Origin of the sequence: Sphingorhabdus sp. EL138, assembly GCF_900258045.1 — a bacterium.
GTDB lineage: Bacteria > Pseudomonadota > Alphaproteobacteria > Sphingomonadales > Sphingomonadaceae > Parasphingorhabdus.
On sequence record NZ_OGVD01000001.1, the window covers coordinates 583,529 to 601,165 of the forward strand.

Annotated in this window: 25 protein-coding genes; 13 read left to right on the top strand and 12 right to left on the bottom strand. The window is 54.1% G+C overall.

Annotation, left to right across the window (positions count from 1 at the left end; genetic code table 11):
* Window positions 1-226 precede the first annotated feature (226 nt).
* The gene (locus DK507_RS02850) at window positions 227-1,189 is read left to right on the top strand and encodes a peptidylprolyl isomerase (protein ID WP_162558861.1); all 963 of its coding nucleotides are present in this window, start codon (window positions 227-229) and stop codon (window positions 1,187-1,189) included.
* Here the strand turns inward: DK507_RS02850 and DK507_RS02855 are convergent.
* Complete coding sequence (locus DK507_RS02855) at window positions 1,186-1,653, bottom strand: Lrp/AsnC family transcriptional regulator (protein WP_109354639.1); 468 nt, start codon at window positions 1,651-1,653, stop codon at window positions 1,186-1,188. The two genes, DK507_RS02850 and DK507_RS02855, sit on opposite strands and share 4 nt — an antisense overlap.
* Window positions 1,654-1,785: 132 nt before the next feature.
* Here DK507_RS02855 and ald point away from each other — a divergent pair, with 132 nt between their 5' ends.
* From ald to DK507_RS02875, 4 genes are read left to right on the top strand one after another with little or no spacing between them, the layout of a single operon-like run.
* Complete coding sequence (gene ald, locus DK507_RS02860) at window positions 1,786-2,910, top strand: alanine dehydrogenase (protein WP_109354640.1); 1,125 nt, start codon at window positions 1,786-1,788, stop codon at window positions 2,908-2,910.
* 14 nt (window positions 2,911-2,924) lie between these two features.
* Window positions 2,925-3,896: an oxidoreductase gene (locus tag DK507_RS02865; RefSeq protein ID WP_109354641.1), complete on the top strand. Its 972-nt coding sequence runs from the start codon at window positions 2,925-2,927 to the stop codon at window positions 3,894-3,896.
* Window positions 3,896-4,108 carry a DUF5818 domain-containing protein gene (locus tag DK507_RS02870; RefSeq protein WP_109354642.1) on the top strand — a complete coding sequence of 71 codons (213 nt, stop codon included), beginning with the start codon at window positions 3,896-3,898 and terminating at the stop codon, window positions 4,106-4,108. The genes DK507_RS02865 and DK507_RS02870 overlap by 1 nt, the downstream gene beginning before the upstream one ends.
* Before the next feature lie 3 nt (window positions 4,109-4,111).
* Window positions 4,112-4,654, top strand: coding sequence for a GNAT family N-acetyltransferase (locus DK507_RS02875; protein ID WP_109354649.1), 543 nt, complete (start codon window positions 4,112-4,114; stop codon window positions 4,652-4,654).
* On the opposite strand, the gene rpoN is transcribed toward DK507_RS02875, so the two are convergent.
* The 5 genes from rpoN to DK507_RS02900 form a co-directional block, all read right to left on the bottom strand.
* Window positions 4,651-6,174 (bottom strand): RNA polymerase factor sigma-54, encoded by a 1,524-nt coding sequence (gene rpoN / locus DK507_RS02880; protein ID WP_109354650.1) that lies wholly within the window; start codon window positions 6,172-6,174, stop codon window positions 4,651-4,653. The genes DK507_RS02875 and rpoN overlap by 4 nt on opposite strands.
* A gap of 19 nt (window positions 6,175-6,193) precedes the next feature.
* A complete protein-coding gene (lptB, locus tag DK507_RS02885; RefSeq protein ID WP_254054244.1) occupies window positions 6,194-6,934 on the bottom strand; it encodes an LPS export ABC transporter ATP-binding protein in 741 nt (246 codons plus the stop codon).
* Between the two features lie 267 nt (window positions 6,935-7,201).
* Window positions 7,202-7,747, bottom strand: a complete 546-nt coding sequence (locus DK507_RS02890) for an LptA/OstA family protein (protein WP_109354857.1) — start codon at window positions 7,745-7,747, stop codon at window positions 7,202-7,204.
* Between the two features lie 3 nt (window positions 7,748-7,750).
* Entirely contained in the window at window positions 7,751-8,395 is a 645-nt protein-coding gene (gene lptC, locus DK507_RS02895; protein ID WP_109354654.1) for an LPS export ABC transporter periplasmic protein LptC, read from the bottom strand.
* A gap of 57 nt (window positions 8,396-8,452) precedes the next feature.
* On the bottom strand, window positions 8,453-9,070 hold the full coding sequence (locus DK507_RS02900) for a ribonuclease D (RefSeq protein ID WP_109354655.1): 618 nt from the start codon (window positions 9,068-9,070) through the stop codon (window positions 8,453-8,455).
* 146 nt (window positions 9,071-9,216) lie between these two features.
* Between DK507_RS02900 and DK507_RS02905 the strand changes: the two genes are divergently transcribed.
* Both DK507_RS02905 and DK507_RS18150 read left to right on the top strand, forming a co-directional pair.
* Window positions 9,217-9,579, top strand: a complete 363-nt coding sequence (locus DK507_RS02905) for a DUF4870 domain-containing protein (protein WP_109354656.1) — start codon at window positions 9,217-9,219, stop codon at window positions 9,577-9,579.
* Window positions 9,580-9,767: 188 nt separating this feature from the next.
* Window positions 9,768-10,454: a cold-shock protein gene (locus DK507_RS18150; protein WP_109354660.1), complete on the top strand. Its 687-nt coding sequence runs from the start codon at window positions 9,768-9,770 to the stop codon at window positions 10,452-10,454.
* A 146-nt stretch (window positions 10,455-10,600) separates the two neighbouring features.
* Here the strand turns inward: DK507_RS18150 and DK507_RS02915 are convergent, their stop codons facing one another.
* The 3 genes from DK507_RS02915 to DK507_RS02925 form a co-directional block, all read right to left on the bottom strand.
* Window positions 10,601-11,065 (bottom strand): Dps family protein, encoded by a 465-nt coding sequence (locus tag DK507_RS02915; RefSeq protein ID WP_109354661.1) that lies wholly within the window; start codon window positions 11,063-11,065, stop codon window positions 10,601-10,603.
* Window positions 11,066-11,201: 136 nt separating this feature from the next.
* Complete coding sequence (locus tag DK507_RS02920; protein WP_109354662.1) at window positions 11,202-11,768, bottom strand: TMEM165/GDT1 family protein; 567 nt, start codon at window positions 11,766-11,768, stop codon at window positions 11,202-11,204.
* Between the two features lie 10 nt (window positions 11,769-11,778).
* Complete coding sequence (locus tag DK507_RS02925) at window positions 11,779-12,114, bottom strand: hypothetical protein (RefSeq protein ID WP_109354663.1); 336 nt, start codon at window positions 12,112-12,114, stop codon at window positions 11,779-11,781.
* Window positions 12,115-12,319: 205 nt separating this feature from the next.
* Here DK507_RS02925 and rpmG point away from each other — a divergent pair, with 205 nt between their 5' ends.
* Window positions 12,320-12,487: a 50S ribosomal protein L33 gene (gene rpmG / locus DK507_RS02930; RefSeq protein WP_066741431.1), complete on the top strand. Its 168-nt coding sequence runs from the start codon at window positions 12,320-12,322 to the stop codon at window positions 12,485-12,487.
* 36 nt (window positions 12,488-12,523) lie between these two features.
* Here the strand turns inward: rpmG and DK507_RS02935 are convergent, their stop codons facing one another.
* Window positions 12,524-12,892 (bottom strand): response regulator, encoded by a 369-nt coding sequence (locus DK507_RS02935; protein WP_109354665.1) that lies wholly within the window; start codon window positions 12,890-12,892, stop codon window positions 12,524-12,526.
* 53 nt (window positions 12,893-12,945) lie between these two features.
* Between DK507_RS02935 and DK507_RS02940 the strand changes: the two genes are divergently transcribed.
* The 5 genes from DK507_RS02940 to DK507_RS02960 are packed head-to-tail and all read left to right on the top strand — an operon-like array spanning window position 12,946 to window position 16,306.
* Entirely contained in the window at window positions 12,946-13,233 is a 288-nt protein-coding gene (locus DK507_RS02940) for a DUF3572 domain-containing protein (RefSeq protein WP_109354666.1), read from the top strand.
* Entirely contained in the window at window positions 13,230-13,904 is a 675-nt protein-coding gene (locus DK507_RS02945) for a hypothetical protein (protein WP_109354667.1), read from the top strand. The genes DK507_RS02940 and DK507_RS02945 overlap by 4 nt, the downstream gene beginning before the upstream one ends.
* A gap of 13 nt (window positions 13,905-13,917) precedes the next feature.
* On the top strand, window positions 13,918-14,385 hold the full coding sequence (locus DK507_RS02950; protein ID WP_109354671.1) for a RidA family protein: 468 nt from the start codon (window positions 13,918-13,920) through the stop codon (window positions 14,383-14,385).
* Window positions 14,348-15,124 carry a glycerophosphodiester phosphodiesterase family protein gene (locus DK507_RS02955; RefSeq protein ID WP_254054232.1) on the top strand — a complete coding sequence of 259 codons (777 nt, stop codon included), beginning with the start codon at window positions 14,348-14,350 and terminating at the stop codon, window positions 15,122-15,124. Before DK507_RS02950 ends, DK507_RS02955 begins: the two co-directional genes overlap by 38 nt.
* Window positions 15,125-15,139: 15 nt before the next feature.
* Window positions 15,140-16,306, top strand: a complete 1,167-nt coding sequence (locus DK507_RS02960; RefSeq protein ID WP_109354673.1) for a GNAT family N-acetyltransferase — start codon at window positions 15,140-15,142, stop codon at window positions 16,304-16,306.
* Window positions 16,307-16,311: 5 nt separating this feature from the next.
* Here DK507_RS02960 and DK507_RS02965 read toward each other — a convergent pair whose 3' ends face one another.
* On the bottom strand, window positions 16,312-16,608 hold the full coding sequence (locus DK507_RS02965) for an SEL1-like repeat protein (protein WP_109354674.1): 297 nt from the start codon (window positions 16,606-16,608) through the stop codon (window positions 16,312-16,314).
* A gap of 174 nt (window positions 16,609-16,782) precedes the next feature.
* Window positions 16,783-17,622 carry a pantoate--beta-alanine ligase gene (panC, locus tag DK507_RS02970; RefSeq protein WP_109354675.1) on the bottom strand — a complete coding sequence of 280 codons (840 nt, stop codon included), beginning with the start codon at window positions 17,620-17,622 and terminating at the stop codon, window positions 16,783-16,785.
* Between the last annotated feature and the right edge of the window lie 15 nt (window positions 17,623-17,637).

Below are 17,637 nucleotides of genomic sequence, written 5' to 3' on the forward strand. Positions count from 1 at the left end.
ATCCCTCCCTTCGCGCTGCTTACTACCAGCAGATAATGATCGGGGTGTGATTTGTGTGAACTTTGGTCCGCCAGACAGGTTCGGTCGTGCCTATGCGCAGCCTGCCATCGGCATCCGCGATGCCAAGGGAGCAATCTGCCATGCGGGCGAGAAAACCACCCTGTGAATTGTGTGAACTTTGAAAAAGGAACCTCTTGAAATGCCCCCTTTTCGCAACACAAAATCCATGCTTCTTCTTTTCGCCGCCCTGATGACCGGAGCGGCGCAGATGGCCGCTCCTGCCCGTGCGCAGGAAGAGGCGGCCCAGCCTGAGCCCACACCGGAGAAAATTCTCAACGCCGCGCCCGCTGATCACTGGCTGCCCATTCCGGTCAGTGACCTGATGATCTTCACCCTGCCCGACGATGCCGAGGGCAATAGCCGGCAGGCGGTGATCCAGCTGATCCCCGCCGAAATGTCCGGTGCACATGTCCGCAATGTTCGCAAATTTGCTGCCCAGCGCTGGTGGGACGGGACAAAAATCTATCGGGTCGCCAAGGATTTCGTGACTCAATTTGGCGGCAATCCTGACAATAAACAGGTTCCCAAGAATCTGGAAACCGTGCCGGAGAGCGACTATTTCAACGCGGCGCTGGGGGCCAAGCGCAATACCGATATGGCTGCGCTCGATGCTGCTGTCACCTATAGCAATCAATATCAGGGCACGGAGATCCGGCCGCTGATGAAGATGATTTATGAAAGCTATGGCAGCAAAGTCGGCTTTGGCGCAGGCTGGCCGATTGGTACCAAGAATGGCAAGGCCTTTCCGTTGACCTGCCGCGGCGCCTTGTCGCCCGCGCACTATGATCCGCCGGATGCCGGGACCGGTGCGGAAATATCCATCGTCACTGGTGAAGCGGCCCGCAGTCTCGACATGACTTTTGGCATGGTCGGGCGGGTGATCGACGGGCTGGAACATGTCACCAACCTGCCGCTCGGCACCGCGGCGGGCGGGTTCTATGCCGACAAATCCGAGCATATAAAGATCACATCAATTCAGCTGGCCAGCGAGTTGCCGGTATCCGAACAGCCGCGCTATGAATATCTTGCCAGCTATAGCCCGTCCCTGCTGCAATATATTGAAGCTCATGGCGGCTATGGCAATATTTGCACAGTTCCGGTGCCAATTCGACGTATGAAGCCGCTTTAACCCAGTAAACGCTCCACCGGATAGCCCGACCATTTCTTGATCGCACGAATCGCAAAAGCGCTATGCATTGCAGCAACGCCGGGCAAGCGCGCCAGACAATTACGATGAATATCATCATAGTCGGCAACGTCCCGCGCAGCGACCCGCAGACGGTAATCGGCTTCGCCAGACATAAGATGGCATTCCAATATTTCGTCAATCTGGTGAACTGCACTTTCAAAGGCCGAAAAAGATATTTCGGTTTGTGCCGTCAGACGAATCTCTATGAATACATCCAGTTGCAATCCGATTTTGCGGTTATCCAACTCCGCAACATAGCGTTTAATCGCCCCATCTTTTTCCAACGCCTTGATCCGGCGATGACAGGCAGATGGCGACAGACCGACTTTTTCAGACAAGCTGGTCAGCGGAACCTGACTATCCTGCTGCATATGTTCCAACAATGCGATATCGAGTCGATCCATTGAATTTTTTCCGATGATCTTGTGATTTTTCGGAAATATATTTCATCATATTGGGTTTTGAAACAACTATTTCGAAATTATTCTTACCCAGTTTGCGCTATTATCGGCTGAACATATTTAGGAGACTCGATCATGCGCGTTGGAACACCCAAAGAAGTCAAAAATCATGAATATCGGGTCGGCCTGACCCCGGAATCGGTGCGGGAATTATCCGCCCATGGTCATGATGTGCTGGTTGAGACCGGCGCCGGCCTCGGCATTGGCGCGGACGATGCCGAATATGAAGCTGCTGGCGCCACAATCGCCGCCAAGGCATCCGATATTTTTGAGCAATGCGATATGGTGGTGAAGGTTAAGGAACCGCAGGCTGCTGAACGGGCGATGCTGCGGGAAGGGCAGATTTTGTTCACCTATCTCCACCTTGCTCCCGATCCGGAACAAACCGCCGACCTTGTTAAGTCAAAGGCGACATGCATCGCCTATGAAACCGTCACCGGTTCGGGCGGTCTGCCCTTGCTCAAACCAATGAGCCAGGTCGCCGGGCGCATGTCGATCCAGGCGGGCGCGACGGCTTTGGAAAAAGCCCATGGCGGTCGCGGCATATTGCTCGGCGGCGTGCCGGGTGTTTCGCCGGGCAAGGTTACCGTCATTGGCGGCGGCGTGGTTGGCTTTAATGCGGCGCAGATGGCCGCTGGTCTGGGCGCGGACGTAACGATCCTCGACCGCAATCCCGAAGTGCTGGAAACCTTGGGTAATTATTTTGAAGCGCGTGCCAAAACGCGCTTTTCCAACAAAGCCAATCTGGCCGAATGTGTCGCCGAGGCGGATTTGGTTATCGGAGCGGTGCTGATCCCCGGAGCCGAAGCGCCCAAGCTGGTGACCCGCGACATGCTATCGACCATGCGGCCCGGTTCGGTACTCGCGGACGTCGCGATTGATCAGGGCGGCTGTTTTGAAACGTCCAAAGCGACAACCCATCAGGACCCGACCTATGTGGTCGATGATGTCGTGCATTATTGTGTGGCCAATATGCCGGGCGCGGTATCGCGGACATCTACCTATGCGCTGAACAACGTCACCCTGCCCCACGCCCTCGCCATTGCGAACAAGGGCTGGGAAGCGGCCTTGCGCGATGATATCCATCTGGCCGAGGGGTTGAACGTATGGAACGGCCATGTCACCTATCGCGCCGTGGCTGAAGATTTGGGCTATGATTATATGCCTGTGTCAGAGATAGTGGGGCATAAACCCGAATAGAAGGATATTTCCATATGGCAGCAGCAGATCAGAAACCACTCGGTTCCGGCTTTCCAGCGAAGAGCGAACCGCATGAGGTGCTGGCTGACATTGACCTGACCGGCAAGATCGCGATTGTCACCGGCGGCTATTCCGGCATTGGTCTGGAAACCACAAGGGCGCTGGCCGCCAAGGGTGCGAAAGTGATCGTGCCTGTGCGTGATGAGGCCAAGGCGGCAGACAATCTGTCGGGTGTGGAAGGTGATGTTTCTTCTGCGACCATGGACCTGTCGGACATTGCTTCGGTGCGGAAATTTGCCGATGCCATGTGTGGTAGCCTGAGTCAGTTGGACCTGTTGATCAACAATGCCGACATCATGGCTTGTCCCTTGGAGCGTGTGGGACCCGGTTGGGAAAGCCAGTTTGGCATCAATCATATGGGTCATTTTGCCCTGACTAAAGGCTTGATGCCCCTGCTAGAAAAAGCCGATGCGCCGCGCGTTGTCGCGTTGTCGTCCATCGCGCATAAACGCAATGGCATTTTGTGGGAAGATATCCCGTTTGAAAATAGCGAATATAATAAATGGGTATCTTATGCGCAGTCCAAGAGCGCCAATGCCCTGTTCGCCAATGCACTCAGCCGGCGGATGGCAGGTTTTGGCGGGAGAGCCTTTTCGGTCCATCCGGGCGGCATTTTTACACCGCTGCAACGCCATTTGCCGGTGGAGGAGCAGATTGAATTGGGTTGGCTGGATAAAGATGGCGAACCATCGGAACTGGCGAAGGCGGGTTTCAAGACACCGGCGCAAGGCTGCACGACCAGCCTGTGGGCTGCAACATCACCGCTGCTGAATGACAAGCACGGGCTTTACTGTGAGGATTGCGATGTCGCCCAGTTGATGGACGAAAATTCGCCCCCCTTTGCCTGTGTTGCGCCGCATGCCTGTGACGATGATGCAGCCGAACGGTTGTGGCAATTGAGCGAAGCATTACTCGCAGACGCCTGATGAAAGACAATCCGAACGACAGCGAATATACCGGTCTTCTGATCCGTGATGGCTCAGGCTTTGTTCTGCAATCCGATGATGGTCGGCGCTATCGCCTGGAATTGCTCCGCACGCCAATTGATGAAGTGGAAAAGCAGGTCATCATCACCGGGCTGCTGATCGGTGATGATCAGATCGAGGCCGAAGGTGTGCGGCCGGCAGATGGGAGCTGAACGATGACGGTGCAAGGCATGAATATGCGCACAGCAAATGCGCAGGATCTACCTGCCTTGCATGGATTGGTGGAAAGTGCCTATCGCGGTGACAGCGCCAAGCGCGGTTGGACCCACGAAGCGGATTTGCTGGGCGGTCAGAGAACCGATTTAGAGGCTTTGCGGGAAATTATTGCGGGCACAGACCAGGTCATTTTGCTCGCCATGGATGGCGAAGACATTGCCGGTTGTGTTCAACTGATGCGCGTCAAAAAGGGCCTTGCCTATCTCGGCCTGCTGACGGTTGACCCTGACCGCCAAGCGGGTGGACTGGGTAAAAAATTGCTCGACGCGTCGGAACAATATGTTGCCGAGCACTGGCAGGCGCAGGCGATAGAAATGACCGTCATCCTCCAGCGCGCCGACCTGATCGCCTATTATGAGCGGCGGGGATATAGCCAGACCGGTGAGCGGCGCCCCTTCCCGCTTGATGATCCACGCTATGGTCTGCCGAAGACGCAGGAGCTGGAATTTATTGTGTTACGGAAGGAGATAGGGGCAGGCTAGGCCGCCTTACCCTCAAGCGCCTTTTGCCTACGGCGTTGCACCGAACTACCAAGCCCCAGCGCTTCGCGATATTTGGCCACCGTACGCCGGGCGATATCAAAGCCTTTCTCTTTAAGCAGAGCGACCAGCTTGTCGTCCGACAGGATCTTCTTCGGATCCTCATTGTCTATCAGCGCTTTGATATGGCTCTTCACCGCTTCGGCCGACGCCGCCTCTCCTCCGGTCGAGGACTGAATACCGCTGGTGAAGAAATATTTCAGCTCAAACGTGCCGCGGGAACAGGAGAGATATTTGTTCGACGTCACCCGGCTAACGGTCGATTCATGCATCTCGATTTTGTCAGCCACATTTTTCAGCGTCAGCGGTCGTAAATGCTCCACCCCTTGGCGGAAGAAATTTTCCTGCTGTTTCACAATTTCGGTGGCAACCTTGATGATCGTCCGCTGCCGCTGATCCAGTGCTTTCACCAGCCAACTGGCATCGGCAAGGCAGTCATTGAGCCATTCCTTGGACGCCTTGTCCTGCGCTCCGTCTTTCAACTCGGTAAAGTAAGTGCGGTTTACCAGTACCTTGGGCAGTGTAGCGCTATTCACTTCGATCAGCCATTTGCCTCCGCGTTCCGCAATGAAAATATCCGGTACAACCGCCTGCACATCCCCGCCGCCAATCTTGCAACCGGGCTTGGGATCATAGGCGCGGATTTCCGATATCATATCCATCAGATCTTCATCATCCACTCCGCACATGCGTTTCAGTTGTGGCAAGGCCCCTTTGGCCAGCAGATCAAGATTGTCGATCAGCCGCGCCATCGCAGGATCATAACGATCCGCTTCCTTGGCCTGCAGCGCCAGGCATTCCGCCAGATCCCGCGCACCAACGCCTACGGGTTCCAAGCTCTGGACCTCGGCTAATATGCGCTTCACATCGTCCAGCTGCACGCCCAACCTATGCGCAAATTCCAGCAGATCAGCCTGCAGATAGCCACATTCGTCAATCTGGTCGATAAGATGCTGCGCAATGAATAGATCCTTGCCAGACAATATAGCGCCGGCCTGTTCCATCAGATGCTCCGCCAGCGTTGTTTCGGCCACCAGCATATTTTCAAAGTCCGGCGCCTCACCGCCCACAGCACCGCTGCCCGACGAAGAGGGGCCATTTAATCCCAGACCGCCGTCCAGAGCGCCATCGCTTTCGCTGAGGCTATTGTTTGAAAACTGATCTGCATCTCCCGCCATGTCGAGCGTCGATTCCGCTTCGGCGGGACCAGAAGACAATATCTCGTCACTGCCTTGTGTGCCGGGCTCCGGAGAGAGGTCTGCTGCACTGTCGCCGCCTTCATCCCCTCTGGCTTCAGCGCTCAGCTCGCCGGTGTCCAGCAAAGGATTTTTCTCAATCTCTTCGGCAATATAATTTTCCAGCTCGAGATTGGATAATGCCAGCAGCTTGATCGCCTGCTGCAATTGCGGCGTCATCACCAGTGACTGGCTCTGCCTTAAATCAAGACGCGGCCCCAATGCCATTATATCGGCCTCGTCCTAATCACAGCGCAAAGCCCTCGCCAAGGTACAGCCGCCGCACATTTTCATCTTTGACCAGCGCGTCCGGGCTGCCCGCAAACAGGACCTGACCATCATAGATGATACATGCCCGGTCCACGATATCGAGGGTCTCGCGGACATTGTGATCGGTGATCAGCACACCGATGCCGCGATTTTTCAATTGCACCACAAGATCGCGAATATCGGAAATCGAAATCGGATCAATGCCCGCAAATGGCTCATCCAACAAAATGATGGAGGGGTCGGCCGCCAAAGCCCGGGCAATTTCACATCGGCGGCGCTCACCGCCAGACAGTGCCATGGCGGGCGAATTACGCAATTTTGTGAGGCCAAATTCGTCGAGCAAGCGGTCAAGAGCTTCTGCCCGGACCGCTTTGTCATTCTCGACCATTTCGAGTACGGCCAGAATATTCTGCTCCACTGTCATCCCCCGGAAAATCGATGTCTCCTGAGGCAAATATCCCAGTCCCAATATAGCCCGGCGATACATGGGAAGCGGCGTGATATCCTCGCCATCCAGCATGATCCGGCCCGCATCAGGGCGCACCAGCCCCATGACTGAATAGAAGCAGGTAGTCTTACCCGCACCATTAGGGCCAAGCAGGCCTACGACTTCGCCGCGTCCTACCGAAAGCGACACATCTGACAGGACCGAGCGTTTGTCATAGCTCTTGGCAATAGACACAACGGCCAGGCCATGTTCCATGGCGTCGCTCGCCATTGCGGAACCGGTGTCGGCCACGGCTGGCGTTTCAATAATGGTCGCGTCGTTCATTTTGGTCCTTCGGTTCAGGTCCTGTTTGAACCTGATTAGATTGTATAATGGTTAACAACATGGCCCAATTCACTCGAAATTGGCAAGCTTTATGCATGATTGATCGAAAATGGTTCTTTTTGGCGCGAAAGAGCCATGTTTTATCGCCAATCTGCCTATAAAACACCGCAAGACTTGGTCCAAAAATTAATGTTATCGCCGATTTGGAGAAATTTAGTCGGTACGCTGGGGCACGGTGAATGTGCCCGAGACACGGCCATCAGATCCGCGGGTGCCCGGAGTGGAGCCACCGGCGGCACGGCCATCTATGGTCGAACGGCCTGACGCCAGATCAATAATCACCCGGCCACCGGACAATCTGTTGCTGCCCTGCGTCAGTGTCACACCGCCGACCAATGTTATCAGACGGCGGTTCAGGTCATAAATCGCGACGTTCCCGCTCGCAGTGTCACCCCCTTTGCGGATCGTCACCCCGCCAGAAGCATCAATCCGGTCAACCTCAATGCCGCTGGTATTGCGATAAGCCACCGTCATCCGCGCCGAGTTCAGGACAAGGCCCGCCTGCTCAACGCGCACCGCGCCAGAAAGAACTACGCGGTCAGCCCGGTCCTGCACCTCAATGCGTCCGGCATCGAAATTCACCGGTGCATTGCTGTTATGCCCGCCAAAAACCTGCGCTGGAGCAGGGCCAGCCAATGTCAGTACACCAGCGGTGGCCGCCAACGCCCCCAAAGAGGCTGCGAGAAAAGAACGTTTGATCATCTATCGCCCTCTTAGTCCGTTTTGGACGATACGCAACTTTGCGTTGCCATCCAGTGTAACTGTTCGTTTGGTCATGTCAGCTTTCAGGCTATCAGCCCGAAAGGTGCCCAGGTTCGTGCGGCCTTCCACCGGCGCGTCACTTTTTAATGACCGGCTTTGCAGGTCCACCGTGACGTTATTGGTGGTCAATCGGTATCCGCCGGCGCTTTCCACCTGAACAGTGCCTGGCACCGTGACATCCTCCCGGTCCATATTATAGCGGCCGGCGCCGGCGCGAATTTGGGCCGGCCCGTCGCTTAACAATATGCGCGCCGATAGATCATTTAACTCCACCACCGCTTCTTGTGAACTTTTCTGCACTGCAGATCCCGCCTTGATCGAAAATGGGCGGCCCTGACTATCTTCACCGCGGTAGAGTGCTTCGGTTACCCGCATCCGTTCTTTGGCAACATCGACACTATCCTTATCAAGCACAAAGCTGAGCTCACCGCCGGTCGTAAAAGGTGCCAATGCCAATACCGCACCCAAGGCGCCGACGCCGAGCGGCAATATCACCCGCAGCAGCCTGATATTACGGTCATGGCTCCCCCCAGGGGAGGCAAATTGCTGACGCTTGTTTTTGATATGTTCGGTCGTGGTAGTCATCTATCTGTAAACGCAGAGCACCTGTTGAAATTTATCATTGCTGAACCGCATAATGTTCTAGGCATGGGCAAAAATATCGATTTCCGGCCAACCGGCAATATCAAGCCGCGCCCGGTGCGGCAAAAAGTCGAAACAGGCCTGCGCCATCGCGGTGCGTCCTTCCCGTTCCAGACGAACTTCCAACTCGTCTTTCAACCGGTGCAGGAAACGGACATCGGATGCTGCATAATCCCGCTGTGCATCGCTCAGCTCCGGTCCTCCCCAATCGCTGGACTGCTGCTGTTTGGAAATATCCTGACCCAATAGCTCACGGACCAGCTCCTTCAGACCATGGCGATCAGTATAGGTGCGGATCAGTCGTGACGCGATTTTTGTGCAAAAAACCGGTTCTGCCATGACGCCCATATAATATTCGATGGCGGCCAGATCAAAACGCGCAAAATGATAAAGCTTCGTCCGGGTGGGATCAGCCAATATCTGTTTCAAATTCGGCGCCGCAAAGTCACTACCGGGACTAAACCGGACGAGATGCTCGTCTCCGTTGCCGTCCGAAATCTGGAGCAGGCACAGACGATCCCGCAATGTTTGCAAGCCCATGGTTTCCGTATCCACGGCCACTGGCCCATCCGCCAACACGCCCTCGGGCAGGTCTTCTTCGTGGAAAAATACTGCCATTACGCTTCGCTCCGCACTGTTGGACCGGAAAATCTTTTAAAAATAATACTCATGGCTATAGTATGTGCCGCACCACAGGCTAAACAGCAAGAATTAGATTGCTGTTAAAGTTCAGAATTTGAAGCCTTAAAGAGGGGAAGATCGAGATGACAGACCAAACACCGGAACCGGCATCAGGCGGTTTTGACATGAACAAAGCGACAATAATATCGTTGCTTTATATTGCCAGTTTCTTTGTTGGCGTGACCGGCATTGTCGGCGTCGTTCTGGCCTTTGTCTGGAAAGACGAAGTGGCCGGCACTTGGGAAGAGAGCCATTTGCAGTTTCACATCATGACCTTTGTTATCGGCCTGATTGGCAGTGTTATCGGGATTGTTCTGTCGATCGTGTTGATAGGTATTCCTATCCTGATTGCCTTGGCGATCTGGGTTTTGGTACGGTCCATTTTGGCGCTTTTAAAAGCCCAGAAACAGGAACCTATTGCCGATCCAAAGACCTGGCTCTTTTAAACGATCGAATTTGACTCTTATATGATTCAACCGAAATTAACCTTATGCGGATTTTTATTCGCATAAGCTTTGGTTTTTCTATATGGTTACGCCGCGCGGTATCGGGATTCGCGTAGGAAAATGCTCGGGCTATCGTCCGCTACGACATTGGATTTGATTTATCGGACGAAGTGAAAGACGATTCAAGAATGGGTTTTGACAGAAACCGGCGTGGCAGAGGCCGGGACAAGCGTGATAGCTTTGGCGATGAGAATTTTGATGGGTATCAAGGTGATAGCGGCCCTCCAGTAGAAAGATATACGCGGCCGGATACAGGTTATAGCGGCGGACAGCGCGGTGGTGGCCATGGCGGCGGCCACGGAGGCGGAATGCCTGATCAGGTTGTGGGCGAAAGCACGGGCAAGGTGAAATTCTTCAATGCCCAGAAAGGCTTTGGCTTCATTGTTCAGGATACCGGCGGTGACGACGTATTTGTGCATATAAGTCAGGTTGAACGCGCTGGCCTTAAAGGCCTCGCGGAGGGACAAGGCTTGCGTTTCTCTCTGGTTGATCGCGGCGGCAAAGTCTCCGCATCTGATATTCAGATTGAAGGTGACCTGATTGAGGCTCCGGAACCTGTCGCGCGCGAAGATCGCGGCGGGCCACCCCAGCGTGAGCTGACCGGCGAGAAAGCAAGCGGCACCGTCAAATTTTTCAACAGCATGAAAGGCTTTGGCTTCATCCAGCGTGATGATGGCCAGCCAGATGCATTTGTCCATATTTCGGCTGTCGAACGCGCTGGCATGAGCGGCTTGGAAGAAGGCGACAAGCTGGAGTTTGAACTCGAAGTGGACCGTCGCGGCAAAACCGCAGCAGTTAATCTGGTTTCCAAATAGTCGTTACAACCTGACCACAGGCTGGAATGAGAAAATCTAGCGGGCGAAAGTCCGCTATTTTTTTGTCTGACAGGCAGGCATCAATGAAAAAGGCCGGCGGAACCTTTCGTCCACCGGCCCTTCCATAACGATTTGCCAATCGGAAATCAGGCGCTCTGTGCGCTTTCAAGTAAAAACCACGCCCGCTCTTCGGCTTGGTCGGTCCAGTCGTCGATAATGCCGTCTGTTGCATTGTCACCAGCCTCGCCAGCCAGCTCTTTCGCGGTTCGCAGATTTTCCACCAGCGCCAGATTGTCCTGACGCAGCTCCTTCAGCATATCTTCCGCAGAAACTTTGCCAGCGTCATTATCTGCAATATCCTGCCGTTTCGCAATATCACCAATAGACGTCAGCGTCCGCTGGCCATTTTTACGAACACGCTCGGCAATTGCATCCGTCGTCGCCAAGATTTGCGCGGCCTGATCATCAAACATCAGATGATAGTCGCGGAAATGCGGGCCGGACACGTGCCAGTGGAAGTTTTTGGTTTTCAAATATAGCGCAAAGCTGTTTGCCAGCACTGTATTCAGGGATTCGGCCAGCGCTTTTCTTGCATTGTCACCAGTTGTCATATCGGTTCTCCATCATTCTTGGACTTTATGGAGAGCAAAATAGGCGTTTACATCCGACATGGCCAACGCAAAGCTTGGCTTTATATAATCGTATTTATCGATATATAAATAATATTTTAATCGGATTTCCCGCTTTTTAGAATATCCCCCAGGCGCTAAGCGCCATGATCGAACCGATTATCAGAAATATGGAACCACCCGTGTAGCGGATGGTCCGGATCGGCAACATCTGCGCCAGTTTTTCCTGAAATATCAAGGCTGGAACACAGGCGAGCATAACGCCAATCCATCCACCGGCGGCCGCAAAGACCCAGGCATCGGTACGCGCGGCTGTCGCTGCCAGTATGAATTGGCCCTTGTCGCCAAATTGCAGAATGAAAAGACCCAGAAATGATGTCCAGAACGGCCCCAGAGACCATTTTTCAAGCAGATCAACCGGTCGCCGCCAAGCCACCATACCAATGCCTGCAAGCAGCAAAGAAAGAGCATAGAAAAGCCGCAGCGGCTCTTCGCTAATCCACTCATTCACCACAGAACCGCCAAGTGCGGAAATCAGACAATTGAGCAGCGTTGCCAGTCCTAACCCCCAGATTATCGGAGTGACACGCCCATAGCGAATGGCAAGCGCCGCACATAAAATCTGCGGCCGATCACCAATTTCCGCCACAAGCAGCGCGAATAAAGATGTCAGGAATGCATCCACAGACTGGCCGTTAGGGCTGTCCGCCCAATCGCAACGCTACATTGGCCATCAACGTTTCCACCACAGCCTTGTTCAGTGGTCCGCATTTCAACGCATCCCGCATGGCACCCAGATATGACTCGGCGACAATGACTCCTTTACCGCTTTGCAGCGCCTGTTGCAGTGCTGATTCAAACGTACAGCTAAGATCATGTAAGGCGGTCAAATGATACTGCGCCGCTTTTTGCCGGATTTGATCCAGATGCATCAGAAACTGCACCGGATGCTTTTCCACCAGAGAAGATGGCATGCCCTCCAGCAAAGCTAGCATTTCTGCCTGAACGAGTAGATTTTGATCATGATCCATAGGATTGCCTCATTTACCGGTGCACCATGCAAAAATATGGTTAATGGGCAGTAAATGGTGCCGGGACTGTTTCAGACGGGCCGTTCCTATGCTTTTTCTTGACAATCATCGCGGGTTTCAGCATTAGCGCGCTCAATTGCTGCGGATTGCACCAGCTTTTTTGGGCAAATCGCACCTTCAGAAAATTGCTTTTAAGGAATGCGCCATGGCGAAACCAGCCAATGTAAAAATCAAACTCGTCAGCACGGCGGATACCGGCTTTTTCTACGTAACCCGTAAAAACCCGCGCAATCTCACCGAAAAAATGGTGCAGCGCAAATATGATCCGGTTGTGCGCAAGCATGTCGAATTCAAAGAAGCGAAAATCAAATAAGCTTTTTTGCTGAAAATTTGAAAAACTGAATCGCGATTATCGTTGCAGGACGCCCTGTACCGATTCGATAAATTTCGCCACCGATATGGGCTTTGAAACATAGGCCTCTGCTCCGGCAGTCAAAATCCGGTCTTCATCACCCTTGCCCGCGTAGGCAGTGACCGCCATGATGGGTATGACTTTGAGCTGTCCGTCCTTCTTGATCTGCTCGATCAGGTCCAGGCCGCTGACGTGCGGCAGCTGGATATCCATGATCACCAGATTGGGCACGAAACTGCGCGCCTTATCGAGCACTTCGCGGCCATCTTTCACCGGTTCGACAACAAAACCGTGCGCGCGCAGCAGGTCGCAGAACAGTTTCAGGTTCAGCTCATTATCTTCTACGACCAGAACTCTTTTTGCCACGGTGCGACTTGCCCCTTCCAAACGCCCAGTTAACCCTTTAGGCGAAAGCCGAAATGGAAACAAATAGCAATATCTCTGCAGAAACCGAAATATTGGCGCTACAAGCCCTCGGCTGGGTCTTGCAGGACGAAGATCGTGCACAGCGCCTGCTCGCCTTAACCGGCCTGGACCCGAGAGAGCTGCGCTCTGGCTTGGAAGACCCGGCGATGCTTTCCTCGCTTTTGGGATTTCTTGCCAATCATGAACCCGATCTGGTTGCCTGCGCGGAATCCATCGGCGTTCCGCCTGAAAAACTGGCCGCCGCGGCCCAATATCTAAATAATCCCGGAGATTTTACATGAGCCAGAAGCCGCTTCTGATAAGCGACTGCGACGAAGTATTGCTGCATATGGTCGTGCCGTTTCGCGAATGGCTGGATGCCGACAAACATATCCATTTCGACCTGGAATCCGGCAGTTTTGTTGACGCGCTGCGCCACAAGCATGATGGCACATTGGTCCCGCAGGATGCTGTCTGGCCGATGCTCAAGGAGTTTTTTGACGGTGAAATGCATCGGCAGGGTGCGATAGATGGCGCTGTCGAAGCCATAAACAGGTTATCCGAAACCGCTGATGTCGTGATCCTGACGAATCTTCTCGATGATCGCAGGGATGCCCGAGCAGCCCAGTTGCGCGCGGTCGGGATTGATTTTCCCGTCTATTGCAATCAGGGCGGCAAGGGTGAACCACTGGCGAAAATTGTCGCCGATCATAATCCCAGTGTGACCGTATTTGTCGATGATCTGGGACATCAACATGGCAGCGTCTCCAAATATGCGCCTGACGTTTGGCGATTGCAAATGGTCGGTGAACCGATATTGGCCAAGCATATCAAGACCAATCCCGCCGCTCATGACCGCATTGACCTTTGGTCTGATGCGCTTGACTGGATCATCGACAAATTTGAATCTGGAAAAGCCGCGCCAACCATAGATTTGCCGCCGGAAGAGCTTGACCAGTTTGCCAAGACATGATTGATTTGGTGCCATGACAAACAATATTGAAAAAGCGTTGAACGACAAAGGCATAGAGCTTCCTAAGGCCGCCGCGCCTGTCGCATCCTATGTCCCGGCCGTGGAAGTCAACGGTCTCCTACACATTAGCGGCCAGGTATCAATGACCGATGGCAAGCTGATTACCGGCCGGTTGGGCGATGGCATGACCCTTGAAGAAGGGCAGCAGGCGGCTAAAGCCTGTGCCCTGATGATTGCGGCACAGATCAAGCAGGCGGCCGGATCACTGGACCGGGTTGATAGAATCGTAAAACTCGGCGTGTTCGTGAACAGCACGGCTGACTATACCGATCATCCGAAAGTCGCCAATGGCTGCTCTGACATGATGGAGATCATTTTTGGCGCTGCCGGGCAACATGCGCGCAGCGCTGTCGGTGTCGCTGCACTTCCTCTTGGCGTTGCGGTTGAGGTGGACGCTATTGTCGCTCTCAAGCCGGCTTGATGCGCTGCTGGCACCGGCGCCTGAGCCAGGCCGGGTCGCATTCCTGAAAGGCCAGCCCTATGCCCATCGCGGGCTGCACGGAAACGGTGTTTTGGAGAATAGTCCGGCGGCCTTTGATGCCGCTATAAGACAAGGCCATGGCATTGAATGTGATGTGCAGGCCGCCGAAGACGGCACTGCCTTCGTTTTTCACGATTTTGAGTTGGACCGCTTGACGGGAGAGAAGGGCAGGCTGGCCAATCTGCGCGCCAGCGACATTGACCAGATCGACCTTAATGATGGGCATGGAAAAATCCCGCGCCTTCGCGCTACACTCGCGCAAGTCGCCGGGCAGGTGCCGATACTGATCGAAATCAAGTCCAATGATATGCGGGTTGGTCCCTTGTGCCTTTCTGTGCGACGAGCACTGGAAGGCTATACGGGCAAAGCAGCGATCATGTCATTCAACCCGCTGGTATCCGCCTGGTTTCGCAAAAATGCGGCGCATATCGTGCGCGGACTGGTCGTGACGGAAGAGGGCAGCAAGAACCTGAAAGGACGGATCGCACGGCATCAGAGCCTATGGACGGCAAAGCCTGATTTTCTGGCTTATGATGTACGCGATTTTCCATCATCCTTTGCTGCATCAAACCGCAAGAGAGGCCTGCCAGTCGTCACTTGGACGGTCCGCACAGCGCAACAGGAGAAAATCGCAGCGATACATGCTGACGAACCGGTTTATGAGATGCCGCAGACCTGATAGCATCCACATCACATGTCAGAATCTCCTCCATCACCAACCGACGATCCAACCGGAATTATCGCCCGCGTGGCGGACGATATTGCTGGCTTGTCGGCGGATCAATGGGATGCCTGCGCGGGTACGGCTAATCCTTTCATATCCCATGCCTTCCTTTCGGCGATGGAGGAATCGGGCAGCGTCGGACCCGGGACTGGTTGGAAATCACTTCCCATCATCATCGAGGATGAAACGGGAAAGATAGCGGCCTGCCTGCCCAGCTACTTAAAGTCCCATAGCCAGGGCGAGTATATTTTTGATCAGCAGTGGGCCCATGCCTTTGAAAATGCTGGCGGGCAATATTATCCGAAAATCCAGATTGCTGCCCCCTTCTCGCCTGTGCCCGGCCCGCGCCTGCTGCTGAAAGACGAAACCATGGCCGTACCGATATTGCGCGCCGCCGAGCAACTGGCTGCCAATAACGGCATCTCTTCGGTTCACGCGACTTTTGTAGCCGAAAACCAGCTCGATTTTTTCCGCGAAGCCGGATGGATGATCCGCACGGACAGCCAGTTTCACTGGCGCAATGATGACTATGCCGACTTTGACGATTTTCTCGCGGCCTTGTCATCGCGCAAACGCAAGGCGATAAAAAAAGAACGCCGGAAGGCGCAGGAAGCGGCAGAAATCATCCATGTTTCCGGCGATGATATCACCGATGAACATTGGGACTATTTCTGGCAGTTTTATCAGGATACTGGCGCGCGCAAATGGGGAACACCCTATCTGACCCGCGCCGCATTTGATTTGCTGCACCAGAAAATGGGCGAAAAGCTGTTGCTGATCCTGGCGGTTCAGGGCGGCATCCCGATTGCAGGCGCGCTGAATGTGATCGGTGAAGAGACTCTATACGGTCGCTATTGGGGCTGTAGCCGTGATGTGCCGCTTCTGCATTTCGAGATTTGCTATTATCAGGCCATCGATGCAGCCATATCGCGGGGCTTGAAATATGTCGAGGCAGGAGCGCAAGGTAGTCATAAACTGGCGCGCGGCTATCAACCCGTGCCGACCTGGTCCGCTCATTATATTGTTGATCCCGGTTTCCGGTCGGCCATAGCCGACTATCTGGACCGGGAACGGCGGGCGGTTGCCGCCGATATTGAATTTCTGGCCGAAATGGGGCCGTTCAAGAAATCCGGTTAGGCGCTTTAAGCGGCGCGGCGCGAGGTTTCCTGCAACCAGCTGCGCGCTTCGCGCTGTGCTTCGGCAATTTCGCGAGCGGTCATTTCCAGTGAAATTTCTGCCCGGCAAACTTTGCTTTCATCGTGGCCGGATAGTGACGCCAGATTAAACCATTTATGTGCTTCGATCAGATCAACGTCCACACCTTCCGAACCGGTGGAATAGATTACACCAAGATCAAAATATGCGTTGCTGCTGCCCCGTGCCGCTTCTGCGAGCCGGCTTTCTATCAAAAAGGCTGCGCTTTTCATGCTGTTGCCCATAGTCTTCAAGTCCCTGTTCCTATTGCGCCTCATTTGGCGACAGGTGGACTTTCACAGCAATTTCTTAAAAGAATGGTTAACGGAACCTGCAGAAACTTGTCCGGCAGAGTTCAAAAACGCCATAAAACCGATATTTTACACAAATTTGCAAGGTTAACGCATCCCGCGCTGATCCTAAGTTACAGCGATATTGTCAATCAATCTGGTGCTGCCGATATGCGCCGCTGCCAATAAACGGGCCGGATTGTCAAAAACCGTCATATTTTCAAGCGTATCGGCATTTCTAAGCTCAAAATAATCCACTTCATGGAAGCCAGATGCCAGTATTTTTGCCTCTGCTTCGCCCAAGATACTGGTAACGTCGCCGCCGCCTTTTATCGCCTCGGCCGCGTCGCGCATGGCGTCGGGCAAAGCTGCCGCCTGACTGCGCTGGCCGGCCGTCAAATAAGCGTTGCGAGAAGACAGAGCCAAGCCATCGGGATCGCGAACCGTTGGCACACCGACAATATCATGCGTGAAATCAAGATCGCGTGCCATCCGCCTGATGACAGCCAGTTGCTGGTAGTCCTTCTCGCCAAAAAAGGCTGCGTCAGGCCGAACCTGATTGAACAATTTTGCAACCACTGTCGCGACGCCGTCAAAATGGCCGGGCCGTGACCCGCCGCACAGGCCAGCACTTACTCCGCTGACGCTGACATTGGTGGCAAAACCATCAGGATAGATCTGATCCACTGTCGGTGCCCAGACCAGCTCCACACCCGCCGCTTCCAAAAGAGCGGCATCGGCCGCCTCCTGCCGTGGATAGGCATCCAGATCTTCGCCCTCGCCGAATTGCGTCGGATTGACAAAAATAGAGGCCACAACAACATCGCATTGAGCCGTTGCAGTCTCAACGAGCTTCATATGACCCGCGTGCAAGGCACCCATAGTTGGAACCAAACCCAATGTTGATTTTTCCTGCCGGATATTCTGCAAGGCGTTCCGCAGCGGGCCCAGTTCTCTGATGATTTGCATGCGATTATAAGCTTT